The following is a 22,682-nucleotide window of genomic DNA, read 5'->3' on the forward strand; positions in this document are numbered from 1 at the left end:
GCGATGATTTTATTCTTTGGGATGATTTTTGCTTGCATTTTTTAGTTTTGTTATTAGTGTATCTATAGATTCTTTTCTGGCACTTTCTATTGTTTTAAAAAGCGCCACTTCGAAATTTATTTTGCTTACTATTCCATTTTTTACCGAATCTTTGGCAGAAGAGATTGATTCTAACATGCAGACCCAATGGGTGGGTTGTTCATCTGATGCGGCCAAAGTGTTCTCTAGGTGCTTATGAATCAGTTTTTCTAGATCACATAGACTATGATAAAAATCACAACCTTGGGTTGATAGGTTGTTTGAAAGCTTTATTATTGATTTGTAATCCTTATTTAAAAGTGCGGTAAGTAATTCTGATAGTTGGTCATGGGATGCTAGGCCATGGGCTGTAATCACATCTATTTCTTTTATGGGGCCGTTGCAGAATGATGCCATTTGATCGACGATGGTTTGAGCATCACGCATACCGCCGTCGGCCATGCGTATTACTGCTTCAAGGGCAAGAGGCTCTATTTCAATTTGTTCCGCTTTAGCTATTTCCAAGAGCTTAGTTTTTAATATTTCTTCGCCGATGGGTTTGAACTCAAATCTTTGGCATCGCGATGCGATTGTTAGTGGAATTTTTTGGGCTTCGGTGGTGGCAAATATGAATTTTACATGACTTGGTGGTTCTTCAAGTGTTTTCAGCAGAGCATTAAATGCCGAAGTGGATAGCATATGAACTTCATCTATTATATATATTTTATAGCGGCATTGGCCGGGGAGGTAGTGGCATTCGTCGCGCAGATCTCTTATTTGTTCGACGGAGTTATGTGAAGCGCCATCTATCTCTATTACATCTATGCAGTTACCATCTAGAATTTCATTGATCAGGTGGGAATTTTTTGGGAGGTCGATGGATGGTGCGTCCTTTGCATTGAGGGCGGCAGCCAGGAGTCTCGCCGTTGAAGTTTTTCCGGTGCCTCTTGGGCCGACGAATAGGAATGAATGGGCCACTCGGCCGGCGACTATGGCATTCTCCAATGTTTTGATAACATGCTCCTGGCCAACGAGTTCTTTAAATGTTCTTGGTCGCCATCGGCGGGCTATTACCTGGTATTCCGTGTTCAATTTAAATTTATGGCATTCAAATTACCGAAAATTTCAATCAAAATTTGTATCTGGTTGCAATTTTAATAAATTTTATCAATGTCTTTGGAGATGAGGCAGTTGCTAGCGTTGGTGCTCTATGAATTTCGCACATTGTTTTTATCACCGGTGGCCTATGTGGTTGGATTGGCATTTTCGCTGCTTATGTCCTTGATCTTCTTATTTTTGCTGGACGACTATTCTCGATTTTCGCAGCCATGTCATTTGATGGTGCTATTTTTCAAATCCATGTGGCTGCCAACGGTATTTTTTTTGCCGGTGATTACGATGAGATCCGTTGCGTTGGAACGAGATAATGGCATGCTTGGCACATTTATTTTGTTGCCGATTCGGCGCATTTGGATTGTGCTTAGCAAATTTTTCGTGACCTACTTTTACTACATGATTTTGTGGCTGGGTATATCCACCTTTCCGTTCATTGCGAGGTGCATTTCGAGAGAATTGGCATTGTCATTGCAAATTACTGATAGCGTTATAATTAATGGTGGGATATTTTTTATTTTTTGCAGCAGTATGCTTTTCATATCCATTGGGATTTTCATAGGTTCGGTTGTGCCCAGCCAGTTGGCTTCCAGTGTGGCTAGTTTTGTGGTATTATTTTTCATTTTGGTTGTGGGACAGGTGTTACAATGTGCGGCTGTACAAAACTACTTCGATGGCATGCACATACAGAATGTTTCTGATATTATGAATGTGTTTATGCAGATTGAAGATTTTTGTAACGGCATTATTGACACGAGGGTGATTATATTTTATATAAGCGCGGCTTGTCTATGTTTATTTGCGACGGCCATGGTCATTGATAGACCATAGTCATTAATGAGATTTTTGGGAAAATTTATGATTTATTTGTTTGTATTTGGTTTGTTTATGTTTGGCAATGTTAGTGATGCGGCTGTGGCAGTTTTGTCAAAAAAATATGATAAAGTTGGACTTGAAAATCAGAAAAATTTTCATTCCGTAGGATCAATGGATGCTATATTAAATAGACGGAGTATTAGAAGTTATACATCGGAACCTGTTAATGGTGAACATGTAAGCATGATTTTAAAGGCTGGGTTTAGTGCACCATCGGCCATGGGGTCGAAGCCGTGGCATTTCATTGTTGTGGATGATCGGGTGATTTTGGATAGACTTGCTGAGAAGCATCATTACGCTGGCATGCTGCGATCGGCACCATTGGCAGTGCTGGTTTGTGGCGATAAGTCGTTGGAATCCATACCGGATAAATTTGAGCAAAACTGTTCTGCTGCTACGGAAAATATTTTGATAGCGGCCACGGCCTTAGGGCTCGGTTCTGTTTGGGTTGGTTGCTATCCGGATGTGGATGTGATGAAAGGTTTTAGAATGATATTAAATATTCCAGAAAAAATATTTCCGTTCGCCATAGTTCCTCTGGGGCATCCATTGCAAACTCTTTCTCCGAGAGATAATTATGATTCAGAGAGGGTGCATCTGAATGGATGGTGATTTATGATTAGATTACAAATTTTTTATTTTGTGCTTGCCTAATGGCTTTTTGGTTAATTTAAATGGGCATTGTTGTGAGACGAAATGGGTTCGCAGGTTTTTTTAGATAGGAGAGACGAGGGATAATGACAATTCTGTTTTGGGTGATTCCGGTAGTTGCGGTATTTGCGTTGATTGTGGCTAGATATTTTTACAATTCAATGATGCTTGAATCCGCTGGAACGGATAGAATGCAGGAGATCGCTGCCTATGTAAGGACCGGCGCATTGGCCTATTTGAAGCAGCAATATAAAGTTGTGGCTGTGGTATTTCTGATCCTTGCTGTTATTCTTGGAGTATTATCATTTGGTCTAGACTTGCAGAATGATTGGGTACCGTTTGCTTTTATTTCGGCAGGTATTTTTTCGGGTTTGGCAGGTTTTTTAGGAATGAAAACAGCCACAAATGCTTCATCGCGAACAGCTTTTGCAGCATCTAAATCGTTAAATGATGGGCTTCGGGTAGCCTTTAGGAGCGGTGCAGTGATGGGTCTAGTGGTGGTTGGATTAGCGTTGCTGGACTATTCGATTTGGTTTCTGATATTAGATATTTTTGAAGATGCCATAGATCCGTCGCAAAAACTGATAATCATAACTGGCACGATGCTCACCTTTGGCATTGGCACGTCTTTGCAGGCTCTTTTTGCCAGGGTCGGCGGTGGTATTTTCACCAAAGCTGCCGATGTGGGAGCTGATATGGTTGGAAAGATTGAGTCTGGCATTCCGGAGGATGATCCCAGGAATCCGGCGGTAATTTCTGATAATGTAGGCGATAATGTGGGCGATGTGGCCGGCATGGGTGCCGATTTATATGAGTCTTACTATGGATCCATTTTGGCTGCTGCGGCGTTGGGTGCAGTGGCATTTTTGGGCGATGGAGTGGAGATTCAGACGAAAGCCGTTCTCGCCCCGGCGCTTATAGGAGCCGTAGGTGTAATTTTATCCATAGTTGGTGTATTTTGCGTAAAAACTAAGGAAAATGCGACGACTTTGGAACTGCTTAGATCGCTAGGGTATGGAGTGAAGTTCAGTGCGGCCCTGATATTCATAGCATCATTCTTGATTCTATATCTTCTTGGCATACCGAACTATGTTGGCATATGGGGGGCTGTGGTTGTTGGTTTGATCACTGGCGAAATAATAGGAAAATCATCTGAATACTATACTTCTCAGGCCTATACTCCGACCCGGCGAATTGCTGGCCAATCTCAAACCGGTGCTGCGACAGTGATAATAAGCGGCATTGGTACGGGCATGATATCGACGGCCATACCGGTTGTGGCAGTGGTTTTGGGAACCATATTGGCCTTTGGATTTGCCACTGGGTTTGATCAAAGCAAGATGACCGTTGGATTATACGGCATATCCATAGCTGCCGTTGGAATGTTGTCTACTTTGGGCATAACATTGGCTACCGATGCCTATGGCCCGATCGCTGACAATGCCGGTGGTAATGCTCAGATGAGCGGTTTAGGTGACGAAGTGCGAGTCCGCACCGATGCATTGGATTCTCTAGGCAATACCACGGCTGCCACCGGAAAGGGCTTCGCCATTGGTTCGGCTGCATTGACGGCATTGGCTCTGATTGCTTCCTATGTCACTGGCATAAAGGTTGGTTTGATGAAGATTGGGCAAAATTTTGTAATAGTTTCCGGCGAAAGTATTCCGGTTTCCGACGCGACTATGAACGATTTTATGAGTTACTATGGAGTGCATTTGCTTAATCCAAAAGTGCTTATGGGATTGTTCGTGGGAGCAATGATGTCTTTTTTATTCTGTGGATTCACCATAAATGCAGTGGGGCGCGCGGCATCAAGCATGGTCGATGAGGTACGCAGGCAATTTAAGGAAATTTCAGGTATAATGGACGGTTCCGCCGTTCCAGATTATGCCAGATGTGTAACGATTGCCACCTATGCTGCTCAGCGAGAAATGATTGTGCCAGCGCTCTGCGCTATAATTGTACCAGTGGCCATGGGTTTTGTTTTTGGAGTCCCCGGTGTGATAGGCCTGTTAGGTGGTTCTCTTTCAAGCGGTTTTGTATTGGCTATTTTCATGGCCAATTCAGGAGGTGCCTGGGATAACGCAAAAAAATATATCGAAGAAGGCGCCATGGGGGGCAAGGGTTCTGAAGCACATAAAGCTTCGGTCATCGGCGACACCGTCGGAGATCCCTTCAAAGATACGGCTGGTCCAAGCTTGAACATATTGATAAAATTGATGGCCATGGTGTCATTGGTTGTGGTCGGAGCCACGGTAGCCTATAGTATTTTTTAGCATATATTCTTCATAGAGACTGAGTTGCAAATTAATGTTGTTTGATGATGTGATTATTTTATATCCAGAAAAATATAAAAAATTTTAATTTATAATGAGTGGCCCATCGAGAACTCCGCCCTATAGTGTGGATTTTGAGCAGGCTTTGCTTGCGTCGTGCATAATTGAAGGTGGTCAGGAAAGTATCGCCATCTGCATCGAAGAAAAAATTCATCCAAGTTCATTCTATATGCCAGTCCATCAGGTTATTTTCAAAGCGCTGCTTGATCTCTATGCTGAAAATTCTCCGGTCTCAGAACTGATTCTGGCAGAGAAGTTATCTAGTCGTGGAGAATTAGAAAAAGTCGGAGGCTATGATTATTTGAGTTCCATAACAAACCGAATCGACACTCCGGTCCATATCATTCACTATATCAATCGGGTACGTGACCTGGATTTGCTCAGAAAAATTATAAAAATTTCCCGCGAAAGCATCGAATCTGCCTATGCCGGGGTAGATGATGTCAGCCAATTCGTAGAGACTGTTGAAAAGGCAATATTTAATGTGAGTGAAAACCGTCTTTCGGATTCGGCCCAACCAATAAAAATTGCAATTAACGATGCTATTGTGCTCGTACAGAACCTGTTGCAACACCGTGGTGAACTAAGTGGTGTGGCTTCAGGTTTCAATGATTTGGATCGCCTGACCTTTGGGTTTCATCCCGGCGAGATGATCATCATCGCAGCCAGGCCATCCATCGGTAAGACTAGTTTAGCTCTGAACATAGCAGAAAATGCCGTGCTAAAACCAGAGCGCAAAGTCGTTGTGCCGACGCTATTTTTCAGCCTTGAAATGAGTTCCGAGCAACTGGCAATGCGCTTGCTTTGTGGCAGAGCCGGTATGAATATGACCAAACTGCGCGATGGATTCATTACAAAAGAAGCTGCTACAAATTTAAATAAAGTTGCCAACGAGTTTAAAAGTGCACCATTATGGATAGATGAATCAACAAACATGTCTATAACTGAAATGCGGGCAAAGGCCCGGCGAATGCATAACAAAAATAAACTTGGATTGGTCATCATCGATTACCTGCAGCTGATTGCTGGTACCGACACCAGAGCCCCAAGGGAGCAACAAATATCAGAAATATCGCGAGGTGTCAAGGCCATGGCGAAGGAATTGGCTGTGCCAGTCATTGTTCTGAGTCAACTAAATAGAGAATCGGAAAAAGAAAAGCGTCAGCCGAGATTGTCGGATCTGCGAGAATCCGGCGCCATAGAACAGGATGCGGATGTGGTTATGTTACTCTCTAAGAAGAGGGAAGAGAACATAGATGAAGAAATTCCTTCGGACATTGCCATCCGTGAATTGATTGTTGCAAAACAAAGGAATGGTCCTACAGGTTTAATTCAGCTGGCATTTAAAAAAAGTTTAACCAGGTTTGAAAGTTATGCAGATGAGAATATCTGATTTTTTAAAAATATTTTGTTGGGTATATTTACTGCTTATAGTAACATTTAATGTTCGGGCAGAAGATATTAGAGAAGAGGAGATCGGGCCGATTATCCGCCGTATAGATTTGATATATGACGGCGATGTCCGCTGCAATATTCATGACAGCGTTGTTTTGGCCAACATACAACTCAAAGAGGGCAAGTGTTTTAGCCATTATCTGGCGGATAGATCGATAAAGTCGTTGTATGAAACAAATTTATTCGATTTTGTATCTGTCAAAATGGACATGTCTGAGCATGGCGAAGATGCTGTGGTGACCTTTGTCTTAATTCCGAGGCCGAAAATTTCAGCCATCAAGTTTGAAGGTAACAAAAAAATAGGTGTGAAAGTGCTGAGAAAGAAAATAAAAAGCACCACGGGCTTGGCATTTTCTGATGAAACGGCCAAGGATGATGTGTATGAAATATTTAATTATTATCAGGAAAGTGGTTATCCTGAACCGAAAATAGATTACGAAAAAAGGGTCGATTCATTGACCGGCAATGCAGAATTGGTGTTTCTGATTAATGAAGGAAGAAAGGCCAATATAAATAGCATAAATTTCATCGGTAACGGGGACATTGATGTCAATAAATTGCGCGATAAGATGCTAACCCAGAAATGGATGTTTCTCATATCCTGGATTAAAAATACTGGAAGATTTCGCCGCGAAATGTTTGAGGCTGATTTGGTCATGCTGAGAAAGGAGTTAAAAAATCACGGCTATCTGGATTCTTCCATCGATGAGTCGCAAATAAAATTGTCCTACGACAAGAAAAATCGACTTATTATAACCATCCCATTGGAATTGGGTGAAAATAAGTACAGCGTTGGTCGAGTGGAAATTAGCGGCAATAAAGTGTTCAAAACTAAAGCCTTAGAGAAAATTTTGAAGATTAAAGAAGGCGATATGTTTTCTCCAGAGGCCTTGGATAAAGCATGTACGAATATTCAGAATTTTTATGGCTTGAGCGGTTATCTTGATACCCAGGTGAGGATTATTAGAGATCCGAGTTTTGTCGATAATTCGATAGATGTCAAATTTGATATAGTCGAAGGCGAGGTGTCCTATGTGGGCGCAGTGAAACTTTCTGGCAATGTCAAGACAAAAAATAAGGTGATTTTGCGCGAACTGACCATTGCTCCAGGTCAAAAATTTAGCACATCAAAAATGAAAAGCAGCCAGGCAAAGCTGAATAATACTGGATTTTTTAGTGATGTTGACCTGGATTATGAAGATACGGATGAGCCGAATAAAAAAAATCTGAATGTGAACGTGCAGGAGGCAAATACAGGGAAAGTTTCTCTGGGTGGCGCCATAAGTACGATGAACAATGTCATGGTATTTGCAGAAATTTTTCAGACAAATTTTGATCTATTGAACCGTAAATCGAAATTTCAGGGTGGAGGTCAGAGAGCTAGAGCCAGGATTGAGGTGGGGACCCGGGCTAGTCAGCTTTTATTATCCTTCGAAGAGCCGTTTGTCTATGATAAACCACTGGCCGCCGGCATTGATCTTTTTCTAGCCAAAAATGAGTACAAGCGCTCGGATAATAATTATAGTGGTCCAAGTTATGATGAGCAACACATTGGCATGGAACCATATCTGAGAAAACGGCTTTTTGAACTTTGGGATGGAAGGCTTGCCTATCATATTGAACGGATGAAATTGTACAATGTGGGCAAGCGCGCTCCGCAGGATTTGAAAGATGAAAGCGGTTGGCGTAGCATATCTAAGGTTAAGTTTACGCTGGAACGGGATACGAGAAATAGTTTCGTCATGCCATCTAAGGGTTCATTGATAACCATAAATAATGAGTTGGCCGGTGGACCGTTTCTTGGCCAGACAAATTTCGCCAAGCTGGAACTCAGTGCTGCCCGTTGGTTTCCGCTTAGTAAAAGCGAAAATCACGTGATGGAGTTGATAGGAAAGCTCGGGGCCATAACGCCATATAATCATAAAAATATACCCTACACTGAACGGTATTTTCTTGGAGGCCAAAGTTATATGCGCGGGTTTGAATATAAGGGCATTGGACCAAAAGATGGTGAAGGCTATGTGGTTGGTGGCAATTCCTTCGGTTATCTTTGCTCGGAATATACCACAAAACTGGTTGGGCCAGTATACTTTGCAACCTTTGCAGAGGGTGGTTTTGTCAACAGCCATACCATGCGCTTCAATCCAAAAAATTATTGTGCCGATGTGGGCGTTGGCCTTAGAATAATGATACAAGGGGCACCTCTTAGGTTGGACTGGGGTTTCCCGGTGCATACACCCAAAAATTTTGGGAAAAAGGACAAGATGCAGTTCAATTTTTCATTCGGTGTTGTGTTTTAACTAGTTTAACAAGAGGTTGTTATAGTTTACCAATGAAAAATCTTGGTCGATGGCATAGGTCATTTCGTAGTTCTTTGCACAGCAGCCAATGGGCCTGATTCAGCAGATCTTTTCCGTGATTAATTCCTATTTCTAAAGCAATCAATCCATTGCGATTCAGAAACTTTTCTGACTGAGCTAGGATTTTCATGGCATCATCCAAGCCATGGTTTCCCGATAGCAGCGCCGTCACTGGTTCATAGTTCCTTATTTCTGGCTGAGAGAGACTTAGCTCTTCCTCTGACAGATAGGGCGGATTAGAAACGATGACATCGAAGAGACCTTCTAGGTTTGAAAACCAGTCCGATTGCAGAAAGGTCACATTATCAATGTGATTGATTTTCGAATTTTCGATAGCTAATGATATGGCATCCAAGCTCTTATCTATAGCGACGACCTCAGCATTGGTAAAATTTTTGGCCAGTGCCAATGCAATGGCTCCGGTGCCGGTACCAAGATCAAGTATTTTACTAACTTGTTTATCTCCAACTTCTTTGATTACAAGCTCAACCAGTTCTTCGGTTTCCGGCCGAGGAATCAGTGCCCGTCGATCGGTCCTTATTTTTATATCCAGAAACTGAGTTTCTCCGGTTATATATTGTAACGGCTCTCGACGGCCCCGGCGTATGATGGCATTTTTTATCGATGCTACTAGACTCACATCCAATAGATGATCAAAACGCAAATATAAATCTAACCTTTTGCATTTCATAATGTTAGCAAAAATTAGTTCCGCGTCTAATCTAGGGGATGACAACCCTTTCCTGGCAAGAAAAGCCTCAGATTTTTTCAGTAGATCTAGGAGGCTTTGCATGTAACTTTTTGTCACGGAACGGCCTATGGCCATAATTGCTAACATCACCAATGTAGGTCACTTTGTCTTTGTGTATGCACACAAGGAACTTTCTATGGCCATATTTTACCACAGTGAATGCAGATTTTAATCCAATTGCTTTTCTATCAACGATATATATACGATCCTCATTATCATAGTGAAGCCGAGAATGATCACAGTATCGTTGAGATTTGCATAGTCGCACGAGCAAAACACCACCCGCTGCAAGAGCAAGCAGAAAAATAATTGCCTTTATTGTGGCGTTAACTATCTCAGGATCAAGACCTTGTAAGTAATTTCCCAGTGATGTAAACCATCCATCCATCAGGCCGAGGTACTGTTCTTTCTAAATTCGCGATTTTCCTTGACCTTCATGGCACTTTTACCGATTCGGCCGCGGAGGTAATATAATTTCGCCCGCATGGGTACGCTTTCGCGTTCGACTTCTATTTTCATCACGTTTCGCGAATGGACAGGAAATATCCTCTCGACACCTTCGCCAAAGGAAATTTTTCTAACGGTGAAAGTTTCGCCTATGCCATAGCCTTTCCGGCAGAGGACAATGCCAGCGAAAATCTGTATACGTTCTTTATCTCCTTCGCGCACTTTGACATGCACGCGTACACCATCACCAACTTTGAAATTATCACGATCTTTTATCAGCTGACAATCAGTCAATTCTTTTATAATAGGGTTCATTTTTGTAAATCCTTGTTCCCTTCTAAGTGTTTTTTATCAGAATTCAACCATTTTCGAAAAATATCTGGTCTGCGCAACTCAGTTTTTTCAATCATCTGCCGAAGGCGCCATCTGTTTATTTCGATGTGGTTTCCCGATAGCAATACCTCTGGCACAGAAATTTCTTCGAATTTCACCGGTCTAGTATACTGTGGAAATGATAGCAATCCGTTCGAGAAGCTGTCCTGGGTCAATGAGTTAGCGTTACCGAGGACGCCTGGTACGTATCTGCATACTGCATCTGCTAGCACCGCCGAAGCCAGGGTTCCGTTGGTTATTATATAGTCACCAATGGAAATTTCCAAATTTACCCGAGATTTTCTTACCCTTTCGTCGATGCCTTCGTAATGCCCAGATAATAAAATCAGGTGTTTTTTTTGGGACAGCTCCTTGGCCAAGGCGGATGTTAACAGCTTGCCATCAGGGCACATATATATCACTATGGAGGTTTCTGTCCGAAATTTATCTATGGCTGAACATATTGGTTCGGCCTTCATGACCATACCAGCTCCGCCGCCGAATGGTCTATCGTCGGTTATTTTATGTTTGTCGGTGGCAAAATCGCGTATATTATAAACACCAAACTCAATCAATCCAGATTTTGTAGCTCTGCTCAATATGCTACAAGACACTACGCCATCAAGTAGTTGCGGAAATAATGATAAAAAATCTATGCGTAAATTAGGCAGACAATACTTTTCTCGAACGACGAATCAAAGTGCCAACGGTTTCCGTAGGCTTTGCTCCGACCCTAAGCCAATGATCAACCCGATCCATATCTAACATGAGCTCTGGGGCTTTGCCTCGGGCCTGAGGATCGTAGATTCCTAGTTTTTCGACAAAACGACCATCACGACGCCAAGAAGATTCCGCTACCACAATCTTGTATATAGGCTTATGTATAGCGCCATGACGCTGTAATCTGATTTTCAATGCCATAAAAATTTTTCTCTAAACTTTCCTTAAAGAAAAATGAAATGGAGGATCTGTCAAGCTATTTTGTTAGTCACTATAGGATCATTGGCATATTTTATATTAAATTATATTGAAATATCATCTCGGTATAGTAGAATAACATAGGGATGGTTGATATGGATGGAAGAAGTCTTGTCTTGATAGGGATGGTAATGGGACTATCCCTATCAAGCTATGCCTTGGCCAATAAATACTTACATAATGCAAAAAATGGGCATACTTCGGAGAATAATCAGCCTGCATACGAAGATGATGATGAAGAGGCTTTGGCTGAATCCAAGACTAAGGTGAATCCTAAGGCGAGAAAATCTAGTGTGAAATCCGTGGCAAATGCTAGCAAAGAAGATAATGACGAAGAGGCTTTGGTTAAATCCAAGACTAAGGTGAATCCTAAGGCGAGAAAATCTAGTGTGAAATCCGTGGCAAATGCTAGCAAAGAAGATGATGACAAGACTTTGGTTAAATCCAAGACTAAGGTGAATCCTAAGGCGAGAAAATCTTGTGTGAAGTCCAGGAAATATATTTTGCCAAAAAAGAAGATAGATATAAACGAAAAGAAGATAGATATAAACGAACAGTTATCATTTTATATATCTAAAAAGAAATCAGTGGGCATTGTTAACCCAGGGCCACCCAAGTATATTTTTGAAAAAGTATACCTATCCATCCAAGAACAGAAAGTGGACGCAGCGATGGTATTTTGCTGTTTCAAAACGGATGGTGGCATAAATGATAACTTTAAAATAGACTCGATACACATAATCCTGAAAAATGGAGATGTATTTATTTCTTGTAACAAAAGAAAAAGTACAGAAATCCTAGATAAAAAATCACTGGATCAATTAATAGACAAAAATACTAAATGTTCGACGTTTTTAATGGTAATTGTCAATAATGCGGCCGTAAATTTTATAAAATTAAACGGTGAGGATGGCCAAGATAGAAACATTATGGCCATGTTGAGTTATATATTAAGGAAAAATAGATATTATAAATTTACATTAAATATATCTGACAGCAAAAGATCAGATCATAAAAATATCACTACCAGATCATATGACTTATTACAAGGACAACCTACTAAATTAAATAGCCAAAGCAGTTCTGGAAAAATTATCTGGGAAAAAGTTAAATGCCTATCGCTGGGTTCGTATTGTTTGTGCAAAGAAGTAATAAAAAAAACCTATCCAATTATTGCCGGTGGCATAGGTATCTGCGTTAAGGGTCTTTTATTGCAAATCACGAAACCAAATGGTCCAATTTTCAGCATTGCAGGTAGCATGGGTGACAAAATTTTATCAGGGTTAGAAAACATGGATAATAGCATTGGATCATTTGCAGCAGATAATATTCGTGGAAGTAAGTTGGGCAGAGAATTATTTTCGATGATCACTACTGGTCTATTTGGTGAATTTACTAATAAATACTTGGACAATTATTCAGATAACCAAATAAAATCAGGTCTAAATGACCAAGGCATTGTTAACAAGATGGTACATTCAACTGCTGGTTTATTCCGTAATGGACTCGATATATCAACCATGTCCATCACTGAGCCAAAATTCATTGAATTCATTTGTGATGTCACTAATATTGCCCTAAGTGCCATTGTGGGAGATAATAGCACAGATCGTTTTTTAGACAAAGATAATCCCGAGTACCACAAATCCTGGTTTGCCATAGGGAAACAAAATTTTGCTAAAAAGTTAGGCATGTTACCTGGAGTGGGTGGATTTTTAAAAAATGCATTCGAAGATAAGGAAATGAGTCTAAAGGAAGCCCGTCAAGAAGAAGTTGCCCGAAGGGAAGATTACAAAAGAGCCAAAGATTGCTTGGATAGATATATAAAAAGAAAAAAGACACAAGAAGATGATCCTACACTGAAAACTCTCAAATTAGCCATGGAAGTTGCTGAGCTTAGATCCATGAGAGCTGGATATAAAACCCAGATCATTGATTTTAAAATTGATAGCCAATCCTACCAAGATGAAACTAAAAAAAATAATATAGAAAAAAGCCTAAAAGATACGGAAAGTAATATTTATGATAAGAAAGCCGAAATAATAAAAATTATGCAACAAAACAAATTGAAAATTTTGGATAATCTTAGGAAAAAATATGAAAATAACAATATATGATGGTGAATTTATGAGTTTAACTTTGGAAATGATAAAAGGAAACGAAAATGAAAATAAAAACTAAAATATTAACTCTATATTTAATAACGGTAATATTATGTCACTTAGGTAGTTATACCCATGCTTATTATGATTCTCAAAGCGAAGATGACGAATATTCAGAAGATTACAGCCAGCTGGAGGATTACGGCTGGCCAGAACGTAATAGTGAACCATTGCAGTTAAATAAATTTTCGAGAGCCAATGAAAATGCTTTTCCGTGTAATTTTATTAAAGAAAGTTACAAATTTAAATATGAAGACAATCAGGAATTTAGTAAATCTAGAAAGAATATTTGGAATGAAATATACAATTATATAGCCTTTTATAAACGAGCTGAAAACACAAATACCGAGCCTATAGATAGAGTTATTTTAGATGGAAAAGTAATTTTAAAAAATGAAACCATAGAATATATAGACATTATATATGCCACTGGAGATATCTATGTTTCATCTAGGGGTGGAAAAGATTTAGAGTATTTAAAACCGCAAACCAATGCTAAGTATAAACATTTTCATGGTAAAAAAGAATATTTTAGCTATGCAGAATTGCCGAGCTCTTCAGTGCCTTTAATCGTTTTGGAACATAAATCTCCCTATATGGACAAAAAAGTTTTTTATACGCAAAACATCAATGGTATTGGTAATTTCACGAATAAAATAAAGTCAACTAAGTTTAAAAAAATTGGTAATATAGAAGATTTTTTTGCGAAGGAACACGTGCCTTTGGAGCCGTCGGTATCTTACGGTACGCCTGCGTTTTTTAGGGCTACCGCTTCCAATGTTGTTATTAATAGTCCGCAGTCGCCTGGTATATTGAGTCGCGCTTTGAAGGGCGCTGGTTCATTTATTTGGCGTAATAAAGATAAAATTGCGCTGATAGGTTATTCAATTGCATCTAATTACTCTCCATTTATGCCACTCATTGCAAGCGGCATCAGATGTATCGCTGGTAAAAGGATTGATATCAATGGAAAAAGAATACATAATATGGTCAATGTTGTGAAAGAATTAACAATGAAAGGAAAAAAAATTATTGATAGATTTGAATTTCTGAAAAAAGAATTCGATAAAATAACAGGTTTCTCTAGTTTTGGCCAATGGGGTATCTACAATAATATAAAGACAATTGAAACCACTGTCAGTGGCATCGTAAACCTAGTTGATCGTACTTGTAATTATAAGAGCGATAGCGACGACGAAGATCTCAAAGACTATTTCGGAGATGAATATTGTGAGGGTTTAACCAAAGAAAGGAGAAAATTGATAAATGATATCAATGATTTATATGATGATCCTAGTAAAGTATATGCTATGGACGTTGGTTATCTAAGGGTAATTTTAAATGACTTAAAAGGGCCAATTTTTGAGAGTTTGATAAATATGGGTAAAAATTTTTCTTGGATGAAAGGTAGCTTTAGAGCGAAAAATGATACCAATGCTATAGCTTCTAATATTACCGAAAAATATATGATCTTTTATCTGAATAATATTGTCAGGATGACATATTTGATGATAATAATTGACACTAAAATTGGCGAAAAAGAAGAAAATATTTTTAATAAATATAAAGAATATTTAAAATGCGATTTAATCGATGAATTTGAATATAACGAAGAGAAGAGTGATGCAAGTGTCAAAACTCTTCTTCTTGAGTATAATACACCAGAACTGAGAATTAATCGTATCAAGGAATTAACCAAAAAAATTAAAAGAATTAGAGAAGAAATTAAAAAAACTAAGAAAAAAATATAAAATAAACAATAAAATAGGAGGGATTATGAGAACAAGAAAAATTATTTTAGGATTGTTATGGATAATACTATGTATCCCCAATACTAACGGCAATGGTAGTAATAGAGGGAGACGGAGTGATTATAAATCTAAACAATTCGATAAAAGGTCTATGAATAGTTATGGATTGCAAGGAAGTCAAATACCTAACGGCAATGGTAGTAATAGCGGGGGATGGAGTGATTATAAATCATTCTTGCCTCGTCGACGCTCTAATATGCCAAAACCTAAAAATATTTTTTCGCAAGAGATAGAAAGTTTCAAAGGAGTTTTTTGTGATATGTACAAAAGAATACCTGATTCTGATGAGCTATGCGTTTTATTAATACGCAATAATTCTGTTCAGGATAGAGAAGAAGTTAGATCGGTTAAAGATGCCTTAAAGGCTGATTTGATGTACATAATAATGAAAAATGGTTATGTATATAAGACCTTTCCAGATTATCGACATGAAGAGTATGCTAAATTTAATAAATTAGTGTATGAATCTGCCAAATTGCTAGGAGAAAAAGGCAAATATTTAATATGTTCTATTACAAAAGGAGATAGCGGCATCAGCAATATTTCAGAACAAGATGGCCGCATTTATAATATTCGTAATAATATGAACCAAAAAGCTTTATTTGATGAACAGGAAAATGACATAAGAAGTGATAGATTTAAATACTGTTGTGTCATATATAGTATAAATGAACAGATGCCCATGGTCATGCCCAGTGGCATGAAGAAAAGGCCTATTAAGCGGAATGAGTCTATACCTACAATTGATACCTCAATGGACAGTTCTTTTAAATGGAAACCAGTTCAGCCCAATGCGCCGCAGCAAAGTAAATTTCAGAGAGCTTTTTCTTCGGTAAAGTCATTTGTTAAAGGACATAAAACTGCCATAATAGTTGGAGCTGGTGCAGCGGCTAGTGCAGCCATTGGCGCATACTTTGGCCCGGAGATCAAAAATTTTGCATCATCCGCCTTTGGAAAATTGAAAGATTATTTTGACAATGCCAAGGATAATCATAACCAGATACTGGGGATACCAGAGACACCAGCATTAGCGTCGTTTTCAGCCGAAAAATCATCGATAATACCACCGACAGTGGTCACGCCAGAAACGCCATCAACGGCTCTGATGTTATATCAAGATGATCAATCTACCGCGGAGAAAGCTGCGAATTTCTTTAAATCAAATCCAAAAATAGTCATTCCATCGGAACAAAAAGTAGTCAGGATTGTCGAGGAAAGTAAACAGTTTAAAGAGAAGCAGAAAGAAAATCAGGAGAGGGAAGATGCCATGAAGGATGATATGAAAAAACTATACGGTAAAATAGGCTATATTAATAGCATAATAAACTCCGAAAATAATGAGCTAACTGGCATTGAAAATAAATACAAAGAATATTTACGGGTTTTAACCAATGGAGCAAATGATCATAATGCATTGGTAGAGAAAAAGATAGATGAAGTTGGTAAGGAATATGTTGATTGGGTTAACAACAATGTGGATGATTGTCAATATGCTTACAGAGCTAAAATAGATTCAGATGCTGGACTTATATACTCGGAAATGCTTCCCGATGGAGAAGGAAACCTAAAAGATCTATGTGAGGAATTTGATGATAAATATGGTAATGTAAAAGAATCTATGTTAGGTAGATATAATGAGGCTAAAAGAAAGTTTGATGCGTTATGTAAACGTTATTACTCAGTAAAGAAAAGTGCTATGGAATTAGGATACAGTGTTACAGAAATTATGGAAAAAAGGAAAAATCTGTTTATAAAAAATCCGTTTATAAATGATGGATCAAGTGGTAACAGTACATTCTATACAGCTAATATAGTTAATGACGAAGTTAATGACGAAGTTAATGACAAAGTTAATGAAGGATCTATTTGGTCCCGATTGGGTAATATGGTAAATTCTGTGAAAAAATCTGCAAGTGATACGGTAGAATTTATGAAAAAATCTGCAAATGATACGGTAGAATTTGTGAAAAACAAATATGATAATGTAACTCAAAATGTTGGGTCTAGTTTATCAGAACTTGAATCCAAGTTGAGGAATAATTTTAGTAGTTTAAATACGACTAATAATATGACTAATGTTAGCTATAATTATACTAATAATACTACTACTAATGAACCTCAGTCCGAAAGTGATATGGCAAAACAAAATGAGCAACACCTATTAAGGTTGCTTGATGATGACTATTGGACTATGGATCGTGCAATTAAAGAGGTGAATGATGTTATTAGAAAATATAAGGAATATAATAAAATTTTAACCAATATCCTTAAGGAAGAAAACCAAAAAATGGCTATTACTAACCGTTTCAATGAAGCCAATGGTAAATATTCTGATCTGTTTGATAAGTCTTTTAATAAGTTTAATGAAATATTCGACATTAAATTAGATAAGGTTAAATCAATTGAGAAAGATCTCCGTCTGCTTGAGAGTCAAAAAATAGACTGTAATAGCTTAAGGAAAAAAATGAATGAATATAATGTTAAACTTGATAATTTGAAAGTACTATGCGATAGCAGGCATGGATTGGAAATAGAAGCTAATAATCTTAAAAATGAAATTTTTATGAAATTAGAAAATATAGAGAACATTGACAAGGAGGATTTTGGGGAAAATTATTGTAGAAATATTACTGAGACAAAACGATCTATGATGGAAAAAGTTAGGTCGCTGTATTCCAATCCAGGAACGGCCCGCAATTTTACCTCCGAAGAGTTGGAAAAATTTTTTACAGAAATAGACACTATTAGAAATAGCATCCATAAATATTCGAAAAAAATTAGTAAACATTTCAGCATGGAATACAACTATCGGAGAAAAATAGTCGATCTATCATTTCAGAGAATTTCGGCTCTATACTTTGTTATTGGAATAGCATTGGATAAGCTTGGCCATGCGAGATATGACACCAATGCTGATTCGGAGAATAGAGGAAAATATATCGATGGAGATGAACTAAATAAAATGGCTAGTAGAATACAAAGTGTCATTGATTTTAATAAAGAGATATATAATACCAGAAAATCCTCAGGCGCATATAAATATTTGGATTATTAAAAAATCTAGTTGTTAAAACTGATGCCGGCCAGAATAGGATTTCCCTATTATCCAAGGGAAAATTTATTCTGGCCTAAATGTGTTTGCAATTGAATCGGTATTTAATAGAATTTTTAACATGGAAATGCGAAAAATAGGGAAAATTATCTTAGGTTTACTATGGATAATATTATGTATGCCAAATTCTAATGGTAGTTATAGTGATCGGCATGAATTTCCTAAGATAGAGCAAAAATATAGCATAGTTAATAGAGTGAAAAATTTTTTCACTTCATCTAGAGTTGCTAGCCTAGGCCTAACTGAGAAGGCAAAAGAATTGATCGAGACAGTAAGAGGTTTTGGCGAAGATATGATCGAAAGAGTAAGAAGAACTGAAAAATCAAAGGATATGATCATAGGTAAGGATTTGTGTAAGCGTTTAGATTCTTTTATAGAAAGGATATCGAATGCAATAATAAATATTTCCACAACTATAGATGATATGCAAAAGGTCCGCAGATGTATTACTGACGAAACGGCATTTAGTAACATTGAAGACTCGAAGGGAAAGTACTATGAAGCCATTGGAGAGCTTTGCAGAAAATATATGGTATATAGATGTCGTGATTATAATGAAATTAAAGAAATGTACGACAGCATAAGGTTAAGAAAGATTAAAGAAATAAGCGATGATATACATAATTTTGAGGAAACATATAAAAAAGAAGGAAAAAATGATAAAAATTTATATGAAATAAATAAGCGGTTTGAGATTTTTATTAATAAATATAACAAGTTTAGAGATATAGTAGATGAAATGATTTGGGAAATTTGTGCAATTAGAGGAAGTGCTATAATGATAATGACTCAATTGCTCGAAGAAATTGAAGAGTGTAAGATACAAGATTCATTGCCAGATATAAATGCTTCGTTGTCGAAAAATTTATTTAAAAGATTTTTTAATACGAGAGGAAATGAGAATGAGATACATGATATGCTCAATTTCTTTCAAGAAAAAATTAAAATGATAGACGATAATATTGCTAAGTTTGATGCAATATTTGACAGAATAATAGAAGGTAATGGCGGTGACAGGGAAGCATTTGAAGCAGTAATTAAAAACTATGCTGATATGAAGTCTTTTGAAAATGTTAAGCATATTTTTGATGTTTATAAAAATGCTGAAAAATATATGGTGAATAGCTTTGAATCTTACTGTCGATTGGAGAAAAGATATGGTATATTTGCGAAATGGCACAATAAACTAAGAGAGAATGTCTTGAATTTTTGTACTAAATTTAGGAATAATATAGAAAAGTCTTATGAGTGGAATAGCTATAAAATGATGTATGAAAAATTTTACTCGCAGAGGTATAAAATAAATAAAATAGCAATGAAAGTTTCAAGAATGATGATAATGACGGAACTTTCTGGGATAAGCGATGCTGGTTTTGAAAAATATAATGTAGGCGATAAGGTCGTAGAAATACTAAGTGAAATTGTATCGAAAGATTTAAGCAAAGCGCTAAAGGAAGAGCATGAAAATTTCTGTGAAAAGTAATCTTTTAAAAATGATGAACTAGCATGAAATGATCTTATTTTCGTAGGCATGCTTACCGTTGAACAATATTTAATAGAATTTTAAAAAAAATTATGAAAGCAAAAATATTAATTTTTGGGTTGATGTTGGGATTAGGTATCACTAGTCATGGCTTTTGCGCTAAAACAAAAGGTAAATGCCATCTGAATGGGACTCAGGATGAAGATGTCTATGTCACTTCAGATATTTTCAATAGGTACGTAAAATATTTCGGATTTTCCTATTGCAACCATTTAACTCGGCGAAAGATCGAAACCATGGATTGGTTGATGGAACTATATGTTAATCCAGAAAAGCTAATGGATATGGATAAAAATAATCTCATTAAAATATCTGGTGAGATTCAATCCCAAATTGGTCCCCATCTTCGTAGCCTCGATTCGGCTAACGATCCATCTCCTCAGTCTCTATGGCGCCAAATTAATATGAGGACCGAATACCTATTTCTGGCGACATTAATGGTACTGAAAAAATATACAAAAAGAAGTTCTATCGATGGCGATCATAACCACTGGGTGGAGTATTTTGATGAATTTAATTGCAGTAAATATCAAACTTTGGATGAGCTAATGAATCACGTCAAGGAACTAACCAAAGAGATCGAAGAAATGATGAAAAAAGAGAACAAATTGTAATGATTTATCCATATCTGGTGCGAGCGAAGGGGTTCGAACCCTCAACATCCACCTTGGCAAGGTGGCACTCTGCCAATTGAGTTACGCTCGCAATAACTATTCTTAACTTGAAAATTTGACCAATCGCAGTCAAGAACAAATATGTTAACCAAATAACTAATGTACCAAGGCCTGATAATAGATTTTTCGATTCGACTTTCTCCTCGGAACCATACCATTATTAGCTATGAGTGATGTCACAATTAAATCTAATGGCCATGAATTGATATCACAGTTTTCTGTTGTTCTGGATAGCAAAATTGGTAGCCTTAATACATTAATGCAACTATTTCATAGCCATGATGAACCTATACTTGGCATTTCGTTGGTCGATCATGAAGACCTGAGCATTGTAAGGATTGTGCCGAGTTATCCGGAAGAGGTCAAGGAGCTTCTTATGGCTCATTCTCTAAATTTTGTCGAAAAGAAACTCATCGGCGTAGCACTGCCTTCGGTGCGCACAGTGGTAGATATAGTCCAAACCATGGCCAATGCCGAAATAAATATAAATTATATCTATCCCATGCTTGTGCAAAAAAATGGATCTGTGGTGGTTGTCATCAGTGCTGATAATCCTAGAATGACATCTACTGTGTTAAGCAAGATGGGGTTGCTTGTCCTAGGTCAAAATGACATATCTAGATAGATCATTGGCTTATTAAGATTGACATGTGGCGGTTTATTTGCATAATAAAACCCATGAATGGGTATGGAAAAATGATCGGTTTTAGCCTTTTATCTTTTTTGACGATAGTGGGCAATACAGATAGTTATGGTAACTCTCATTGCTGTGGTGATAAAGCTATGGATTGTGGAATGATTGATTGCAGCATTGATTGTGACAAATTATGTTCCTATGATTCAGGTTGCAACGAGTCAATGAATGGCGTACCATACAATGGTAAAGTGTGTTTCAATGTGCAGAAACATGGAAAAACATGCTATGGTAAAATATGTTATGATGTAATATGCTATGATAAATGCCAAAAAAAATGCCAAAAAAAATGCAAGAGCTTCTGTGGAAAATACAAGAATACCAGAAAATGTAAAAAATATGAAAAAAAATGCAAAGATGACAAAATAGAAAAAATAGTGGAATTATGGATGACTCCACAAAATCACAGCGACAACCTCGATTCGGTGGCCTGTGCAGGTAATAGGATCTACGTCACCGCCAAAAATGATCATACCATCCAGATGTACGATGCGAGAAATGGCGTTCCCCTTGGGAGATTTGGCGGTAAGGGCGATGACATGGGCCAATTAAATAGGCCAAATGGAGTTGCAGCCATTGACAATCTGCTCTTTGTTACCGAAAGAGATAACTCCAGGATTCAGGTATTTTCTATTCCGGATTATGCCCATATTTGTACCTTTGGTGAAGATATTCTATTTAGGCCCTATGGTATCTTCGTCTGTAAGGTCGATGACTATTATTTGGTATATATCACCGATGATGGTAAGACCAAGAAGTCCGAAAATGATGATGCCCGGAGGATAGTCACCTTTATTTTGGATGAAGAAATGAATCAGATGGATCCATTGCAGTTTGGCATTAAGGATGAATTTGGTGTCGGAGAATTTGGGAAGCTTGAATCGATCTATGGTAATCTGGATAATAAAACACTGTTGATTGCTGATGAAAAATCTAATGAATTGAAATTATATTCTTTTGATGGTGAATATCTTAATAAAAAAATTAACAGCGAATTCTTTTCCCAAGGAGACCCAGAAGGTGTATGGTTTTTCAAAAAAGACGGACGATCCTATTGGCTTGCTGTGGAGCAAAGAAAAAAGAAAACAACCATATTTCATGTTTTTGATGCTCAAACTCTCGCGCATGTAAAATCCTTCTCAGGCATATACACAAAGAATACAGACGGCATATGCATCAGTGAAATGAATGGTAGATTGATTTTGTATGCAGTTAATGATGACCAGGCAGTGACAGCGTTTTCATTGGACTTCATATAGATCAGTACAAATGTAAGAATTTTGTAAATATTCATTGCGAATGGATTTTTTTGTGTAAAATATAAGTAAT

General features: G+C 37.7%; 18 protein-coding genes and 1 tRNA gene. 12 read left to right on the forward strand and 7 right to left on the reverse strand.

Translation table 11 applies throughout. The annotated features are described in order from the left end of the window. Window positions 1-9: 9 nt before the first annotated feature. Entirely contained in the window at window positions 10-1,110 is a 1,101-nt protein-coding gene (gene dnaX / locus LBH49_02345) for a DNA polymerase III subunit gamma/tau (protein ID MDR0351465.1), read from the reverse strand. 90 nt (window positions 1,111-1,200) lie between these two features. Here dnaX and LBH49_02350 point away from each other — a divergent pair, with 90 nt between their 5' ends. The 5 genes from LBH49_02350 (at window position 1,201) to bamA (ending at window position 8,749) form a co-directional block, all read left to right on the forward strand. Next, window positions 1,201-1,962 carry a hypothetical protein gene (locus LBH49_02350; GenBank protein MDR0351466.1) on the forward strand — a complete coding sequence of 254 codons (762 nt, stop codon included), beginning with the start codon at window positions 1,201-1,203 and terminating at the stop codon, window positions 1,960-1,962. A 27-nt stretch (window positions 1,963-1,989) separates the two neighbouring features. Beyond that, on the forward strand, window positions 1,990-2,619 hold the full coding sequence (locus LBH49_02355) for a nitroreductase family protein (GenBank protein MDR0351467.1): 630 nt from the start codon (window positions 1,990-1,992) through the stop codon (window positions 2,617-2,619). Between the two features lie 125 nt (window positions 2,620-2,744). Beyond that, on the forward strand, window positions 2,745-4,934 hold the full coding sequence (locus LBH49_02360) for a sodium-translocating pyrophosphatase (protein ID MDR0351468.1): 2,190 nt from the start codon (window positions 2,745-2,747) through the stop codon (window positions 4,932-4,934). A gap of 94 nt (window positions 4,935-5,028) precedes the next feature. Next, on the forward strand, window positions 5,029-6,387 hold the full coding sequence (dnaB, locus tag LBH49_02365; protein ID MDR0351469.1) for a replicative DNA helicase: 1,359 nt from the start codon (window positions 5,029-5,031) through the stop codon (window positions 6,385-6,387). Then, a complete protein-coding gene (gene bamA, locus LBH49_02370; GenBank protein ID MDR0351470.1) occupies window positions 6,368-8,749 on the forward strand; it encodes an outer membrane protein assembly factor BamA in 2,382 nt (793 codons plus the stop codon). Before dnaB ends, bamA begins: the two co-directional genes overlap by 20 nt. Before the next feature lie 19 nt (window positions 8,750-8,768). On the opposite strand, the gene prmC is transcribed toward bamA, so the two are convergent. From prmC to rpsP, 5 genes are read right to left on the reverse strand one after another with little or no spacing between them, the layout of a single operon-like run. Beyond that, on the reverse strand, window positions 8,769-9,617 hold the full coding sequence (gene prmC / locus LBH49_02375; GenBank protein MDR0351471.1) for a peptide chain release factor N(5)-glutamine methyltransferase: 849 nt from the start codon (window positions 9,615-9,617) through the stop codon (window positions 8,769-8,771). Beyond that, complete coding sequence (locus LBH49_02380) at window positions 9,568-9,948, reverse strand: hypothetical protein (GenBank protein MDR0351472.1); 381 nt, start codon at window positions 9,946-9,948, stop codon at window positions 9,568-9,570. The genes prmC and LBH49_02380 overlap by 50 nt, the downstream gene beginning before the upstream one ends. Next, window positions 9,948-10,322 carry a 50S ribosomal protein L19 gene (gene rplS, locus LBH49_02385; GenBank protein ID MDR0351473.1) on the reverse strand — a complete coding sequence of 125 codons (375 nt, stop codon included), beginning with the start codon at window positions 10,320-10,322 and terminating at the stop codon, window positions 9,948-9,950. Before rplS ends, LBH49_02380 begins: the two co-directional genes overlap by 1 nt. Beyond that, window positions 10,319-11,050: a tRNA (guanosine(37)-N1)-methyltransferase TrmD gene (gene trmD, locus LBH49_02390; protein MDR0351474.1), complete on the reverse strand. Its 732-nt coding sequence runs from the start codon at window positions 11,048-11,050 to the stop codon at window positions 10,319-10,321. The genes rplS and trmD overlap by 4 nt, the downstream gene beginning before the upstream one ends. Then, entirely contained in the window at window positions 11,043-11,300 is a 258-nt protein-coding gene (rpsP, locus tag LBH49_02395) for a 30S ribosomal protein S16 (protein ID MDR0351475.1), read from the reverse strand. Before rpsP ends, trmD begins: the two co-directional genes overlap by 8 nt. Before the next feature lie 152 nt (window positions 11,301-11,452). Between rpsP and LBH49_02400 the strand changes: the two genes are divergently transcribed. From LBH49_02400 to LBH49_02420, 5 genes are all read left to right on the forward strand, one after another. Then, complete coding sequence (locus LBH49_02400) at window positions 11,453-13,474, forward strand: hypothetical protein (GenBank protein ID MDR0351476.1); 2,022 nt, start codon at window positions 11,453-11,455, stop codon at window positions 13,472-13,474. A gap of 47 nt (window positions 13,475-13,521) precedes the next feature. Then, window positions 13,522-15,270, forward strand: a complete 1,749-nt coding sequence (locus tag LBH49_02405) for a hypothetical protein (protein ID MDR0351477.1) — start codon at window positions 13,522-13,524, stop codon at window positions 15,268-15,270. Between the two features lie 25 nt (window positions 15,271-15,295). Then, on the forward strand, window positions 15,296-18,385 hold the full coding sequence (locus tag LBH49_02410; GenBank protein MDR0351478.1) for a hypothetical protein: 3,090 nt from the start codon (window positions 15,296-15,298) through the stop codon (window positions 18,383-18,385). Between the two features lie 175 nt (window positions 18,386-18,560). Beyond that, on the forward strand, window positions 18,561-19,925 hold the full coding sequence (locus LBH49_02415; GenBank protein MDR0351479.1) for a hypothetical protein: 1,365 nt from the start codon (window positions 18,561-18,563) through the stop codon (window positions 19,923-19,925). A 92-nt stretch (window positions 19,926-20,017) separates the two neighbouring features. Then, on the forward strand, window positions 20,018-20,599 hold the full coding sequence (locus LBH49_02420) for a hypothetical protein (protein ID MDR0351480.1): 582 nt from the start codon (window positions 20,018-20,020) through the stop codon (window positions 20,597-20,599). Window positions 20,600-20,614: 15 nt separating this feature from the next. On the opposite strand, the gene LBH49_02425 is transcribed toward LBH49_02420, so the two are convergent. Further along, window positions 20,615-20,690: transfer RNA gene (locus LBH49_02425), tRNA-Gly, on the reverse strand. A gap of 135 nt (window positions 20,691-20,825) precedes the next feature. On the opposite strand from LBH49_02425, the gene LBH49_02430 reads away from it, so the two are divergent. Both LBH49_02430 and LBH49_02435 read left to right on the forward strand, forming a co-directional pair. Beyond that, entirely contained in the window at window positions 20,826-21,284 is a 459-nt protein-coding gene (locus tag LBH49_02430) for a hypothetical protein (protein MDR0351481.1), read from the forward strand. A 53-nt stretch (window positions 21,285-21,337) separates the two neighbouring features. Further along, on the forward strand, window positions 21,338-22,612 hold the full coding sequence (locus tag LBH49_02435; protein ID MDR0351482.1) for a hypothetical protein: 1,275 nt from the start codon (window positions 21,338-21,340) through the stop codon (window positions 22,610-22,612). Window positions 22,613-22,682: the final 70 nt, after the last annotated feature.

The organism is Puniceicoccales bacterium, from assembly GCA_031255005.1.
Taxonomy (GTDB): Bacteria; Verrucomicrobiota; Verrucomicrobiia; order Opitutales; family LL51; genus JAIRTH01.